This window comes from Lentzea pudingi, assembly GCF_014646255.1.
GTDB classification, from domain to species: domain Bacteria; phylum Actinomycetota; class Actinomycetes; order Mycobacteriales; family Pseudonocardiaceae; genus Lentzea; species Lentzea pudingi.
Genome location: NZ_BMNC01000023.1, coordinates 1 through 13617, shown reverse-complemented (window position 1 = coordinate 13617; position 13617 = coordinate 1). Strand labels below are relative to the sequence as shown.

The window sequence follows — 13617 nt, the reverse complement described above, 5'->3', positions numbered from 1 at the left end:
CTGATGCAACGCCCCTGCCGCATCTGCACCGCAACCGTCCACCGACCGTAAACCCCTGCCACACCAACAAACCCCGCCTCGCAACGCCAGCACGCCCCAGCGCCAACGCTCCCGGCTTCACTGACCGGTTCCACCGTCTCTGCCGCACAACTCCGCGCCGCGCACCCAGCCCTGCGCACCCGCTCCAATCTCACTCGCCGGTCTTTCCCGCCCCCAGCGACACAACCCGTTGGGCACCCAGCCCGACTCCACTCGTCCCGGCGCCTTAACTCCGCCGTGCCCCAACTCCGCCATGCCCCACCCATGCCGCACCCGCCACCCCGCCGTGCCCCGACCCCAGTCCCAATCACCAATCCCACCCATCCCCTCCCCACCCATCTCCTTCCCGCCGCGCAATCCCCGCCCATCCCCTCTGCACCCGGCGCCCTCCGCACCCGGCGCCCGCCCCACCCCAGCGCCCGCCCCACCCAGCGCCCGCCCCACCTCCCAGATCGGAGTCAGCCATGCCCTCAGCCCGCATCACCCGCCCCTCCCGCATCGACACCACCTGGCACCACCCCACCGCCAAACGCCCCCAGATCCAGCCCCACCCGACCCAGCACCGATCCCGTCCCCATCTCCCGAAACTCCCACAGCCGCGCCAAGGCAGCCCCACCCCTGACCCGAGACCTCCCACCGGCCAGGGGAGGCCCGTATGGCTCGCAACCACCCGATAACCCATGACTACCGCCTGGTCCCCGCAGCAGCCGCGGTCTGGACGACCGCCGTGGCCGGGCTCTTCCTGAGCTGGCAGGTCGCAGTGCTCACCGGCCTGGCAGCAGGAGCCATCGGCCTCACAGCGTGGCGCAGGGCCTGGTGGACCAAGACCTGCGCGATAGCCCTCCTGATCTCCGGACCGGTGGCCGCGGCCTGGGTGGGCGGCAACGTCCTGCGAGCCGAGTCCCACCCACTCCGCCTGGCGGCTGACGAAGGCCGCAGCACCACCCTCACGGTCGAGCTCACCACCAGACCGAAAGGCATCCGGGCCGCGGGCTTCGGCGGCACCCGGGCGGGAGTGGAGAACGTCGTGATCAAGGCGACGGCGAACGGTGCGCAGCTCGTGCTGTTCGCTCCGGCGGACAAGTGGCGGGATCTGTTGCCAGGGCAGAAGGTCACGGTGAGAGGCACGCTCGCGCCACCCCAGGGCGGCGATCTGGCGTCGGCGTTGCTGCGGGTGCGCGGTCCGCCGCAGGACGTGCAGCCGCCGCCGGTCTGGCAGACGTGGGCCGGCGACCTCAGGGACGGCCTGAGGCAGGCCAGCGAGGTTCTCGACGACGAGGAGGCCGGGCTCCTGCCGGCGCTCGTCGTGGGCGACACCGAGCAGATGGTGCCGCGCATCGTGGAGGAGTTCCGGACGGCGGGTCTTGCCCATCTGCTCGCGGTGAGCGGGGCGAACCTGGCGATCATCTGCGGGGCGGTCTACCTGCTCACCAGACGGCTCGGGCCGCGTCCGGCGGCCGGCGCGGCGCTGGTGGCGCTGGTCGGGTTCGTCGTCCTGGCAGGGCCGGAGCCGAGTGTGCTCAGGGCTGCCGTCATGGGTGCTGTGGCGTTGCTGGCGTTGGTTCTGGGCCGGCAGCGGTCCGCTGTGCCGAGCCTTGCGACGGCGGTGCTCGTCCTGGTGCTGCACGATCCGGCGCTGGGTGGTGATCCGGGGTTCGCGTTGTCCGTGGTGGCGACGGCGGCTTTGGTGCTCGTCGCGCCGAAGTGGGCGCGGGCGCTGAAACGGCGTGGCGTGCCGAACGGGCTGGCTGAGGCGATCGTCGTGCCGATGGCCGCGAGCCTGGCCACTGCTCCGGTGGTGGCGGGGCTGTCCGGGCAGGTGAGCCTCGTGTCGGTGGTGGCGAACCTCGTGGCTGGGCCGGTGGTCGCGCCGGCGACGGTGCTGGGTGTGCTGGCGGCGGCTGTCGCGCCGCTCTCGCCCCAGGTGGCCGAGGTTGTCACGCACGTCGCTGGGCCTGCTGTGAGTTGGCTGATCGCGGTCGGGCGGCAGGCGTCGGCCGTGCCCGGTGCGGCGGTCGGCTGGCCGGACGGCTGGGTCGGAGCGCTCGCGCTGACCGGCGTGACAGCGGCGGTCGTGTTGCTGGTGCGGTTCAAGAAGACGCGGACGTTGGTTGTCGCGGTGCTCGTCGGCGTGTTCGTGGTGCTGGTGCCGCTGAGAGTCGTGGCGCCGGTCTGGCCGCCAGCCGGGTGGAAGGTCGTCAACTGCGACGTGGGTCAGGGCGACGCGCTGGTCCTCGCCACCGATGCCGCCGACACGGCGGTGCTGGTCGACACCGGGCCCGATCCCGGTGCGGTCGACCGGTGCTTGAAGACGTTGGGGATCAAGAAGATTCCGCTGGTGGTGCTGACGCACCTGCACGCGGACCACGTCGGCGGTCTCGACGCCGTGCTCACCGGGCGTGCGGTGGGAGCGGTGGCCGTCGGGCCGCTCAAGGAGCCCGCGTGGGCGTGGAGGGAGGTCAGCGAACGGGTTCGCGCTCGGAACGTGCGGGTCGTGGAGCCGAAGGCGGGCGAGCGGTTCGCCTTGCCAGGACTGGAGTTGGAGGTGCTGGGACCGAGGCGGCCGCCGGTCGCCGAGGACGGGAACACGACGGTGAACGACTACTCGCTCGTGCTCAGGGCGCACACGAGGGCGGGCCGGGTGCTGCTCACCGGCGACGTCGAACTGGCCGGTCAGGCGGCGTTGCTGGGGGAGCGGGACCTGAACGCCGAGGTGCTCAAGGTGCCGCACCACGGGTCGCGGTCCTCGCTGCCCGCGTTCCTGAAGGCCGTACGGCCTCGGGTCGCGCTGGTGAGCGTCGGCGCGGGCAACAGGTACGGGCACCCGAGTCCGCACGTCGTTGACTTGCTGCGGACTGGAGGTGCGTTGGTGTTGCGCACGGACAAGGACGGAGACCTGGCGGTGTTGCCGGGAAACCGAATCGTACGAAGGAGAAGAGATGGTCTGGGTCAGGTTGTTCAACGCGCGCTACCCGATTCCCGGTGGCACGCCAGGGCTCGCGTGGGCGCTGTGGCAGACGAACTACTCGGCGACGCCGTGGCCGCACGACGAACTGAAACCCGATTTCGGTTACTACATCTGCGAAACGCTCGAAGACGGCACTCGCGCCGTCACCCACAGGGCGGTGACCACGCATGTGCTGCCGCCGACGAAGGCGGAGACACCGGAGGAGGCGTACGACCTCGTCGCCGAGCGGGTGTTCGACGACGAGCTGCGGGTGGCGCCGGACGTCTGGCACGACTACCACTACAACGCGCTCAAGGCGGAAGCCCCGTGGCCGCAACGGGTCGTGGCGTGGCGCGCGGCCGTGGAGCCGGTCGGGCCGCACGTGGTGGCCGGCCTGCAGCGCTTCCCGCGCACGGGCTGGCTCAAGACGGACGCGATCGCTTTGTGAGCCGGCAGGATCAGTGGCCGTGGTCGAGAAGGCTCGTGGTCAACGGCAGCAACAGGCGCTCCGTCCACGGCCATGGTGGTCGGTCCGGAGTTGATCGCCACGTGAGGTGGACCTGAGCAAACCAGCCGGGGTCTTCCTCAACGCTGTACACGACCTCGTCGCAGCGCTCGCAGCGGGCGACTGCGATGACCTTCTTGCCGTACAACGGATGTCCGCCCGCGACCTCGGTGCGCAGCTGTGCTTCCAGGTCGGCTCTCGTCTGCGGGTCTTTGACCACAGCCCACGGTTCGGGCAGTGGTTGCAGGGTCGCGAACAGGTAGTCGTGCTCGGGGAGAAGCGGACCGCCGTCGGACCACGGACCGGTGTCGCGTTCAGGTCGCCAGACGAGGTGGCGGCATGGAACGCATTGCCTCAGCTCGCGCACCTCCTTGCGGCGTGCGCGAAGAGGGTCATCCGGCGAGGCCTCGCGCACGGTCCGGCCGGTCAGCGGCGCGGAGCACAAGGGGCACAGATCCACGCCTGGAGCATGCCAGATCCCCTGATGACCGGACTGAAGCGGCTCGGGAACGCACGCGCGTCCCCGAGCCGCCGAGAGGAGGTGATTAACCCAGTGCCTTGATGACGGCCTCGGCCGACGGCGGGACCGTGGCGCGCGGGCCGATCGTGTCGCCGAGCGCGTCGAGGGTCTTGAGGCCGTCGCCGGTGATCAGCAGCACGGTCTCGGCGTCGGGGTCGAGCTGGCCCGACTCGATCAGCTTCTTCGCCGTCGCGACGGTCACGCCGCCGGCGGTCTCGGCGAAGATGCCCTCGGTGCGGGCGAGCAGCTTGATGCCCTCGACGACCTCTTCGTCGGTCACGTCCTCGATGGCGCCGTTGGTGCGGCGGACGGCGTCGAGCACGTACGGGCCGTCGGCCGGGGCGCCGATCGCCAGCGAGCGGGCGATGGTGTCCGGGCGGACCGGGCGGATGACGTCGTGGCCCGCCTTGAAGGCGGCGGAGATCGGGGAGCAGCCGGTGGCCTGCGCGCCGAACACCTTGTACGGCGAGGCTTCGACGAGGTCGAGCTGGCCGAGTTCGCGGAACGCCTTGTCGACCTTGGTGAGCTGCGAGCCGGACGCGATCGGCACGACGATCTGGTCGGGCAGGCGCCAGCCGAGCTGCTCGGCGACCTCGTAGCCGAGCGTCTTCGAGCCTTCCGCGTAGTACGGGCGGACGTTGACGTTCACGAACGCCCAGTCCTCGTTCTCCGCGGCGAGCTCCTGGGCGAGGCGGTTCACGTCGTCGTAGTTGCCGTCGACGGCGATCAGGGCGCCTTCGTACACCGCGCTCATGAGGATCTTGGCGCGCTCGAGGTTGGAGGGCACGAGAACGACGGACTTCCAGCCCGCGCGGGCGGCGGCCGCGGCGACGGCGTTCGCCAGGTTGCCGGTGGACGGGCAGGCCAGCACCTTGAAGCCGAGTTCGCGGGCGGCGGCGAGCGCGACGCCGACGACGCGGTCCTTGAACGAGTGCGTGGGGTTGCCGGTGTCGTCCTTCACCCAGATCTTGCGGACGCCCAGGGCCTTGGCGAGGTTGTGCGCCTCGACCAGGCGGGTGCCGCCGGGATCGGTGTTCGGGTGCTGTTCCACAGTGGACGGAACGGGGAGGAGGCCGCGGTAGCGCCAGATGGACCTGGGGCCGGCCTCGATGTCCTCGCGCCGGATCTTCCCGAAGTCGTAGGCCACTTCCAGCGGCCCGAAACACTCGAGACAGGCGTACTCAGGAGCGAGAGGGGTCTCATTCCCACACTCCCGGCACAGCAGTGCCCGGGCAGGGCCGAGGTCGAACTTCGTGCTCGTGGGCACAGTGACAGCAGTCATCGCGAGGTATCTCCTCATCTTTCCCGCGAATATCGAACGGGTCGGAATTGGCACCGTGATCGTCTGCGCATAGCTCTGCACAAGGTTCTGCGCATGGCGCTGACGCCGGTTGCCGGGGCTTCTTCGGGCCGTTCCCTCTGCCCCTCTGGATGAGCGGTGTTCAGTTGTGGTCACCAAGCTACGGCAACAGTCCGCCGCGCGGCCACCATCGTCCACGATCCGGGACGTGGAAGGATGCGGAGCGTGAGCGCACCGGAGTCACTGCACCTCGTCATCGGCGAGGAGGAGTTGCTGGTCGAACGTGCTGTTCGGGCGGCTCTCGAGGCCGCACGGGAGGTCGACTCGACCGCCGATCTGACCCGCGTCCAGGTGACTGATCTCACGGCTCCGGAGCTCGCCGAACTGGTGAGTCCGTCGCTGTTCGCGGAGGGCCGCGTGATCGTCCTGCAGAACGGGCAGGACATCAGCAAGGAGATCGCCGACATGGTGCTCTCCTACGTCAAGGCGCCCGCGGACGGCGTCACGCTAGTCGTCGTGCACACGGGCGGTGGTCGCAGCAAGGCGGCCAAGGACCTGCCGGGGCAGCTGAAGAAGGCCGGTGCCGCGGTCACGGAGTGCGCCAAGGTCACCAAGCAGGGTGATCGCGAGGCGTTCGTGCGCAACGAGGTGCGGCGCGCGGGCGGCAAGATCGACTCGGAGGCCGTCGCCACGCTCATCGACGCCGTGGGCACGAACCTGCGCGAGCTCGCCGCGTCCGCGTCGCAGCTCGTCTCCGACACCGACGGCAAGGTGACGGTCGAGGAGATCCGCCGCTACCACCAGGGCAAGGCCGAGGTGACGGGGTTCGCCGTCGCGGAGAAGGCCGTCGTCGGTGACCGGGCCGGTGCCATGGAGGCGCTGCGGTGGGCCATGCAGCTCGGCGTGCCGCACGTGCTGGTCGCGGACGCGCTGGCGGACGCGGTGCGCACGGTCGCGCGCGTGTCCGCTGTGGGTCGCGCCGACCCGTTCAGCCTGGCCGGGCCGCTCGGCATGCCGCCGTGGAAGATCAAGAAGGCGCAGGCCCAGTCCCGCGGCTGGGACCAGTCGGGGCTCGCCGAGGCGATGCAGGTGGTCGCGGGGCTCAACGCCGACGTGAAGGGCGTGGCGGCCGACGCCGACTACGCGCTGGAGCGCGCTGTGCTCCGGATCGTGGCCGCGCACAGCCGCCGCTGACGATCACGGCCGCCGCTGACGATCACGCCCGGCGCTGTCGGATCACGGCCGGCGCGGGATCCCGATCAGGTACTGGGTTCCGGTGAAGCCGGGTGCGACGCCGATCGTCCAGTCGAACGAGTCGGTGCCGTCCAGCCCGTCGACGATCCGCCGCAGTTCCGCGCGCCCGTACATGCGCAGGAACGACACCACGCTGTCGAAGAACATCATGAACGGCAGCACCGGTACGACGTAGGTCAGCGCCAGCCGCAGCAGGTAGCGCGGCAGGGGATTGCGCTGGAACGGCGCCGCCAGCAGCACGGCCAGCGTGAGGAAGAACGGGAACACCAGCACGTAGAGCCACGAGCGCTTGGTGTCCACGACGACCATCGGCTGCCGGGTGTCGACGGCGTTCTGCAGCATCCGCGCGGCCAGGGCGGGCGGGAAGTGGTGGAAGGCGCCGTAGATAGTCCGCGTCCCTTCCAACCGGCAGTCCGTCGCGTCGACCGGCGACGCGACATGAGAGACAGAGCAGCACGGGTCGGGCAGGCGGCGCCGGTTCTGCCGGGCCACGCGCTCGAAAGCGGGCACGTTCGGCACCAGGTCCGTCAGCGTGACCTGGGTGTGGACGCCCTGCGCGTGCAACCGGCGCTGGATCAGCGGCACCGGCCCGCCCGACCCCGCGCAGAGGTCGACGATCCGGTGGTCCGCGCCCGACCGCAACGCCAGCGCCAACGGGCGTGAGTACTCGCGCGCGGCGTCCGTCAGCCGGTAGATGGTCATGATCGACTCGGTGTGCAGGGTCCTCAGCACGGGCGGGGTGCCGTCGAGGTCGTGCAGCTCGAAGAAGTCGATGCGCGGCAGCGATTCCATGGAGCTACGCCTACCGCGTCCAGCACCGAAAGCAAAAGGGCCCCACCTCCCGGAGGAGGTGGAGCCCCAAGCAGAAGCTCGAAGGTCTACGAGCGAGATCAGCCCTCGAGGGCGTTCGCGCGCAGGGCCATCGCCGACTTCTTGTTGGCGGCCTGGTTGGCGTGGATGACGCCCTTGGTGGCGGCCTTGTCGAGCTTGCGGGACGCGTCCTGCAGCAGCTCCAGGGCCTTCGCCTTGTCACCGGCCTCGGCAGCCTCGCGGAACTTGCGGATGGCCGTCTTCAGGGACGACTTGACCGACTTGTTGCGAAGGCGGGCCTTCTCGTTGGTCTTGATCCGCTTGAGCTGGGACTTGATGTTCGCCATGCGACATCACCCTTCTTGTCGAAACCGGAGTTCGTGACGCGCTATGTCGGCACCGGCCACAAGGGCCAGGTCTCCTCCACGGCGGAGAGCCGCGCGTTCACGACGACGAAGGATATCAGGCCAGCTCAGCGCACCGTGAAGGCGGCCTTCTCGGCACCCACCACGGCCTCATAGCCACCGCGGGCGACCTCACGCCGTCCGTCACCGTCCACGTCGCCGACGGTCAGGGCCAGCTGCGAGAGCTTGAACGACACCTCGACCTGCTTCGACTGTCCCGCAGCGAGTTCCACGCGGGTGAAGCCCACCAGACGGGCGTCCGGGGTCAGCACCGGCGAGGCAGGCTGACGCACGTAGACCGGCACCACCGCGGTGCCCGCGCGCCCACCGGTGTTCGCCACCGTGAACTTCACCACGCCGTCCCGGCGATCAACGGACACCGTCGTCCCCGAGGTCGTGAACGACGTGTACGACAGCCCGTGCCCGAACGCGTAGAGCGGGTCGTACTTCGCGCCCGCCGAGGTGTTCGCCCCCGGCAGCTGGTCGTAGGTCAGCGTCGGGTCGCCCAGCGCCTTCGGCCACGAGATCGGCAGCTTGGCGCTCGGGTTCACCGCGCCGAACAGCACGTCGGCGATCGCCCGGCCACCCTCACTGCCCGGCAACCAGCCCGCGACCAGCGCGTTCGCGTCCGCCGCCGCACCGAGCACCTGCGGACGCGCGGTCAGCAGCACCACGACCACCGGCTTGCCGGTCGCCTGCACCGCGTCCACCCAGGCCTGCTGCTCGGGCGTCAGCACCGGGTTCTCCGTGTCGGCAGGACCCTCCGCACCGGGCTTCTCACCCAGCACGACGACGACCGCGTCCGCATCCGAGGACTCGGACACCGCCGCGGCCTGAGTCGGAGCGTGCACGACGGACGCACCAGGAACGGCCTCACGCACACCGGTCAGCACGGTCGCGGTCGGCGGCAACGGCGAGTCGTCCGGCACGCCCTGCCACTCGACGGTCCAGCCACCGAGCTGGCGCCGCACGTCGTCCGCGGTCTCACCGGTCACGACGATCTTCTTGGCAGACGCCGAAAGAGGCAGCACGCCGTCGTTCTTCAGCAGCACGGTGCCCTCGGCCGCGGCCTTGCGCGCCAGGTCCCGGTCCGCGTTCACCACGGCCCCGTCGGCCTTCGCCGGGTCCACGTACGGCTTCTCGAACAGCCCCAGGTCGAACTTCAGCTTCAGCACCCGCCGCACGGCCTGGTCGATCCGCCCGCGCGACACGGACCCGTCGCGCACGTTCGCCAGCAGCAACGACGTGAACTCGGCCGCGTTCGACGGTTCCATCGCCATGTCCACGCCGGCGTTGACGCTCATCGCGATCGCCGTCTTGTAGTCGGGCGCGACCTTGTGCCGGTCCACCAGGTACTTCATGTCCTGCCAGTCGGAGACCGCGACGCCCTTGAAACCCATGCGGTCCCGCAGCTGCGTCTGCAGCATGTACTTCGACGCGTGCACCGGCACGCCGTTGATCGAGCCGGAGTTGATCATCACGGTCTTCACGCCCGCGTCGAACTGCGCCTGGAACGACGGCAGCACCAGGTCCTGCAGCTGCCGGATCGGGATCTGCGCGGCCGCGCGGTCGTGCCCGTTCTCCGGCGCCGAGTAGCCGGCGAAGTGCTTCGCCGTCGCGGTCAGCTGCGCGGTGTCGTCCACCTTTGCCTGCTGCCCGCGCACGTTCGCCGCCGCCAGCTGGCCGGACAGGAACGGGTCCTCGCTGTAGGTCTCGTAGTAACGGCCCCAGCGCGTGTCCCGCGCGATGTCCGAGACGGGCGCGAAGTTCCAGAAGACACCGGTGGCGCGCAAGGCCTTCGACGCCGACACACCGATCTTCTCCTGCAGTCCCGGATCCCAGGTCGCGCCGAGCCCGATCTGGTGGGGGAACATCGTCGCGGAGATGACGTTGTTGTGCCCGTGCACGCCGTCGGAGCCGTAGATGATCGGGATCTTCAACCGGTTGTTCTCCAACGCGTAGCGCTGGATCGCGTTGTTCATCTCGGCCCACGCCTTGGGCGTGTTGTCGAGCGGCGCGTCACCACCGCCGGACAGGATCGAGCCCACGTGCGCGTCGGCGAGGACCGCCTTCAGGCAGGAGTCGACCAACGGCCCGTTGACGTTGTTGCAGTCACCGCGCAGCTTCCCGACGCGGATCTGGGCCATCTGCCCGATCTTCTCCTCGACCGTCATCCTGCGCAGCAGGTCCTCGACCCGCCGTTCCGTCGACGCCCGACTGTCCAAGTAGATCTCTTTACCCGCCGCCAGACCACCAGCCGGTGTCAGCGACGCGATCACCACAGCAACGCCCAGCACGCCGAGACCAGCGCGCTTGCGGGACATCAAAGACAAGACTCCTCCACGTTCCCGGTGCGCCCGTGGCACACCCTCGCGTGGAGGAGTCGGTCAAAACACCCCCGAACGGATGAACTGAATGACAGCGTTTTCATGCAGGTGAAACGCCTGTTCAGGACCTCGCGTCCGGGGAGTTCCGGAACAGGTTCCTAGGATTGTTCCGGTGGTTCCTCAGGCTCCGGGTTCTTCGGTGGCCTGCCGCGGCGGGGCATCTTCTTCGCCTCGCCGGGCAACCGGCCCTCGTCCGCCAGCGCACGCCGCAGCAGGAACTCGATCTGCGCGTTGGTGCTGCGCAGCTCGTCGTTCGCCCACCTGCTGAGCGCGTCGTGCACGGCCGGATCGAGCCTGAGCAGAACGCTTTTGCGATCTGCCATCAGGTGTAGAGGGACCCGGTGTTCACCACGGGCTGAGTGGAACGGTCACCGCACAGGACCACGAGGAGGTTCGAGACCATCGCCGCCTTGCGCTCCTCGTCGAGCTCGACGACGTCGTGAGCCGCGAGCCGTTCCAGCGCGAGCTCGACCATGCCGACGGCACCCTCGACGATCCGCGTCCGTGCCGCGACGACCGCGCCGGCCTGCTGCCGCTGCAACATGGCGTGGGCGATCTCCGGCGCGTACGCGAGGTGCGTGAGCCGGGACTCGATCACCTTCACGCCGGCGGACTGCACGCGTGCCGAGATCTCGATCGCGAGCGTCTCGGTGATCTCGTCCGCGTTCTCCCGCAGCGACAGACCGGTCTCCTCGTGGTTGTCGTACGGGTAGCTGTTCGCGATGTGCCGCACGGCCGTCTCGGTCTGGATGCCGACGAATCGAACGAAGTCGTCGACCTCGAACCGTGCGCGCGCCGTGTCCTCGACCTGCCAGACGACTACGGCCGCGATCTCGATCGGGTTGCCGTCGGCGTCGTTGACCTTGAGCGTCGCCGTCTCGTGGTTGCGGATCCGCACGGAGATCTTCTCCCGCGTGGTCAGCGGGTTCGCCCACCGCAGACCGTCCGTGCGCGCCGTGCCCACGTAACGGCCGAGGAACTGCAGCACGCGCACCTCGCCGGGCGCGACCGTGAAGAGCCCCTTCCAGATCACCGCGGCGGCCAGGAACACCAGCACTCCGGTGAGCAGCAGCCCGGCCGCCGGGTCGCCGTCGGCAGCGTCGGTCGCCTTGATCCCCTCGATGATCGTCCACACGCCCACAGCGAGCACCGCCAACCCAGCGAAGAACATGAGCAGACCGGGCAGTTCCCGCGCTTGCTTCTCGCGGACGACAGGCGCCGGCATCTGGACCGTCGTTTCGATGGATGCACTCATCCAGGACCCCCTAGCGAAGTAGTAGCTAAGTGATATCACTTTTCTCAGGGTGATCGCAAGTTACGCTGCGTCGCATGAGGGCGAAGAAGCAGCGTGTGGCGGCGTACGGGGTGTGCATCAACGAGGACGACGAGATCCTGCTCGCGCGCTGGCTTGGCCCAAAGGGCAAACGTTGGATCCTGCCGGGAGGCGGCATCGACCACGGCGAGCACCCGTACGACGGGGTCGTCCGGGAGTTCGAGGAGGAGACCGGGTACGTCGCCGAGGTGGTCCGCCTGCTCGGCATCGACTCCGAGCTCCGCGAGGACCCCGACCGCGACTACCACGCACTTCGCATCATGTACGAGGTGCGGGTCGTGGGCGGCGAACTGCGCAACGAGGTAGGCGGCACGACGGACCTCGCCCAGTGGCACCCGCTGGCAGACATCGGACAACTGGAGCGGGTGCCGTCGCTCGACACGGCCCTTGGTTTGTACCGGACTACCCCACCTGCCGGAATCTTGCGTTAGCTTGGCTTCACCGCCGCCGACAACCCAACACCGGAGTTGGCGAATGATCCGATCACTGGCCGCAGTCGGCGCGGCCGCCCTGCTGTCGTCCTTCGTCCACGTGCCTGCCTTCGCTGCTGTCGTCAGCGTGTCGACCGCGTCCTCCCTGCAGGCCGCGCTCGACACCGCACGACCTGGCCAGCGCATCGTCCTGGCCGAGGGCGTGCACGCTCCCGCCGAGCCCATCAAGATCACCAGGTCGGGCGTGACCATCGCCGCCGAGAACGTCGGCCGCACGGTGTTCACCCAGGGCGGCTTCCAACTCGGGGCCGTTCGAGACGTGACGATCGAAGGCTTCGTCTTCGACGGAACCAGCACGCTCTCGGTCCCCGCCGAGGCCGCGGGGACCCGCATCACCCGCAACACCTACAACGGCGACAAACCGAGCTCCTCGCTCACGGTCGGCGCGGACGACGTCGAGGTGGACCACAACACGTTCTCGAACCGCAGCAACGAGGGCGTGTACCTGCAGATCACGGGATCGGGCGACGGGATCGCCCAGCGGACCCACGTCCACCACAACTACTTCTACAACCACTCGTTCTCCGGCTCGAACGGCGGCGAGTCGATCAGGCTCGGCTTCAGCCACAAGCAGTCGAAGTCGGCGAACGCCATCATCGAGTACAACCTCTTCGAGAAGGCCAACGGCGATCCCGAGGCCATCTCCGTGAAGGCGTCGGACAACACGATCCGCTTCAACACGATCCGCGACAGCAAGGGCTACATCGTCCTGCGGCACGGCAACCGCACCACGGTCGAGGGCAACGTCCTGTTCGGCAGCGGCATCCGGTTCCACGGGAACGACCACAAGGTGTTCAACAACTACGTGCAGAACACCGCGGACCGCGCGATCGTGTTCGGCAAGGGCTCGGAGACCGACAGCGGCCCGGCCTCCACGTCGCACGACCGCCCGGACCGCGTGACGGTCGCGTTCAATACCCTGATCGGCACGGGCGCCGTGGTCGACAGCGACACCGGCACTTACGCGCCCAAGGACTGCGTGCTCGCGAACAACATCATCCAGGGCTCGTCCTCAAAGCTGGTCGACATGATGTCCGGGTCGACGGTCAAGTACGAGGGCAACATCGTGTGGGGCGGTACGGCCGGCATCCCGTCCGGCTACAAGAAGGTGGACCCGAAGCTCGTGCGCGACTCGAACGGTCTGCTGCGACTGGCGTCCGGCAGCCCGGCGATCAACGCTTCCGCCAGCTCCTACTCCTATGTGACTCGTGACTTCGACCTTCAGGCGCGCTCGGGCACGCGTGATGTCGGAGCGGATGAGTACAACTCGGCGGCGGTGCGGAAGCCGCTGACGAAGGCCGACGTCGGGGTCTCGGCACCCTGACGAACGCATTTGTCCTGGTAGCCGCCGTGTGGCGGTTACCGGGACCCCCCGATTTGGAGATCGAAACAGGCCCGTGTAATGTTCTCCATGTCAGAGCGAAGCGGGCCGGGAAATACAGACCGGAACGGGCCTGGCCAAAAAACCGGAAGAGAAAGAGCCTCCAAGAGGCCGATTTGACACCGGAGAGCAAGACCAAATAAGCTTCAAACACAGCCCCGGAAGTAAGTCAGCGAAAAGCTGATGTGACTGCGGTGAGCGCGTGTTCTTTGAGAACTCAACAGCGTGCCGAAACACAGCCAGTAA

Annotated in this window: 10 protein-coding genes and 1 riboswitch; of the genes, 4 read left to right on the top strand and 6 right to left on the bottom strand. The window is 68.8% G+C overall.

Annotated elements, in window-relative coordinates; all coding sequences use genetic code 11:
• Nucleotides 1-694: 694 nt before the first annotated feature.
• On the top strand, nucleotides 695-3550 hold the full coding sequence (locus IEY88_RS40300; RefSeq protein ID WP_189160179.1) for a DNA internalization-related competence protein ComEC/Rec2: 2856 nt from the start codon (nucleotides 695-697) through the stop codon (nucleotides 3548-3550).
• 486 nt (nucleotides 3551-4036) lie between these two features.
• On the opposite strand, the gene thrC is transcribed toward IEY88_RS40300, so the two are convergent.
• Complete coding sequence (gene thrC / locus IEY88_RS40295; RefSeq protein ID WP_189160178.1) at nucleotides 4037-5293, bottom strand: threonine synthase; 1257 nt, start codon at nucleotides 5291-5293, stop codon at nucleotides 4037-4039.
• An 11-nt stretch (nucleotides 5294-5304) separates the two neighbouring features.
• Nucleotides 5305-5449, bottom strand: a riboswitch (SAM riboswitch).
• A 78-nt stretch (nucleotides 5450-5527) separates the two neighbouring features.
• On the opposite strand from thrC, the gene holA reads away from it, so the two are divergent.
• Nucleotides 5528-6505, top strand: a complete 978-nt coding sequence (gene holA, locus IEY88_RS40290) for a DNA polymerase III subunit delta (protein ID WP_189160177.1) — start codon at nucleotides 5528-5530, stop codon at nucleotides 6503-6505.
• A 42-nt stretch (nucleotides 6506-6547) separates the two neighbouring features.
• On the opposite strand, the gene IEY88_RS40285 is transcribed toward holA, so the two are convergent.
• The 5 genes from IEY88_RS40285 to IEY88_RS40265 all read right to left on the bottom strand — a co-directional run bounded on the left by IEY88_RS40285 (nucleotide 6548) and on the right by IEY88_RS40265 (nucleotide 11421).
• Nucleotides 6548-7357, bottom strand: a complete 810-nt coding sequence (locus IEY88_RS40285; RefSeq protein ID WP_189160176.1) for a hypothetical protein — start codon at nucleotides 7355-7357, stop codon at nucleotides 6548-6550.
• Nucleotides 7358-7455: 98 nt separating this feature from the next.
• A complete protein-coding gene (gene rpsT / locus IEY88_RS40280) occupies nucleotides 7456-7722 on the bottom strand; it encodes a 30S ribosomal protein S20 (protein WP_166047155.1) in 267 nt (88 codons plus the stop codon).
• A gap of 125 nt (nucleotides 7723-7847) precedes the next feature.
• A complete protein-coding gene (locus IEY88_RS40275) occupies nucleotides 7848-10103 on the bottom strand; it encodes a glycoside hydrolase family 3 N-terminal domain-containing protein (RefSeq protein ID WP_189160175.1) in 2256 nt (751 codons plus the stop codon).
• A 161-nt stretch (nucleotides 10104-10264) separates the two neighbouring features.
• Nucleotides 10265-10489 carry a type II toxin-antitoxin system antitoxin gene (locus tag IEY88_RS40270; protein WP_189160174.1) on the bottom strand — a complete coding sequence of 75 codons (225 nt, stop codon included), beginning with the start codon at nucleotides 10487-10489 and terminating at the stop codon, nucleotides 10265-10267.
• Nucleotides 10489-11421 carry an SPFH domain-containing protein gene (locus IEY88_RS40265; RefSeq protein WP_189160173.1) on the bottom strand — a complete coding sequence of 311 codons (933 nt, stop codon included), beginning with the start codon at nucleotides 11419-11421 and terminating at the stop codon, nucleotides 10489-10491. Before IEY88_RS40265 ends, IEY88_RS40270 begins: the two co-directional genes overlap by 1 nt.
• A gap of 74 nt (nucleotides 11422-11495) precedes the next feature.
• Here IEY88_RS40265 and IEY88_RS40260 point away from each other — a divergent pair, with 74 nt between their 5' ends.
• On the top strand, nucleotides 11496-11930 hold the full coding sequence (locus tag IEY88_RS40260) for an NUDIX hydrolase (protein ID WP_189160172.1): 435 nt from the start codon (nucleotides 11496-11498) through the stop codon (nucleotides 11928-11930).
• Between the two features lie 43 nt (nucleotides 11931-11973).
• On the top strand, nucleotides 11974-13314 hold the full coding sequence (locus IEY88_RS40255; protein ID WP_189160171.1) for a polysaccharide lyase 6 family protein: 1341 nt from the start codon (nucleotides 11974-11976) through the stop codon (nucleotides 13312-13314).
• Nucleotides 13315-13617 lie beyond the last annotated feature (303 nt).

Coding starts and splice junctions, on each gene's coding strand:
- IEY88_RS40300 (WP_189160179.1), top strand. CDS start 695: ATGGCTCGCAACCACCCGATAACCCATGACTACCGCCTGGTCCCCGCA.
- thrC (WP_189160178.1), bottom strand. CDS start 5,293: ATGACTGCTGTCACTGTGCCCACGAGCACGAAGTTCGACCTCGGCCCT.
- holA (WP_189160177.1), top strand. CDS start 5,528: ATGCGGAGCGTGAGCGCACCGGAGTCACTGCACCTCGTCATCGGCGAG.
- IEY88_RS40285 (WP_189160176.1), bottom strand. CDS start 7,357: ATGGAATCGCTGCCGCGCATCGACTTCTTCGAGCTGCACGACCTCGAC.
- rpsT (WP_166047155.1), bottom strand. CDS start 7,722: ATGGCGAACATCAAGTCCCAGCTCAAGCGGATCAAGACCAACGAGAAG.
- IEY88_RS40275 (WP_189160175.1), bottom strand. CDS start 10,103: ATGTCCCGCAAGCGCGCTGGTCTCGGCGTGCTGGGCGTTGCTGTGGTG.
- IEY88_RS40270 (WP_189160174.1), bottom strand. CDS start 10,489: ATGGCAGATCGCAAAAGCGTTCTGCTCAGGCTCGATCCGGCCGTGCAC.
- IEY88_RS40265 (WP_189160173.1), bottom strand. CDS start 11,421: ATGAGTGCATCCATCGAAACGACGGTCCAGATGCCGGCGCCTGTCGTC.
- IEY88_RS40260 (WP_189160172.1), top strand. CDS start 11,496: ATGAGGGCGAAGAAGCAGCGTGTGGCGGCGTACGGGGTGTGCATCAAC.
- IEY88_RS40255 (WP_189160171.1), top strand. CDS start 11,974: ATGATCCGATCACTGGCCGCAGTCGGCGCGGCCGCCCTGCTGTCGTCC.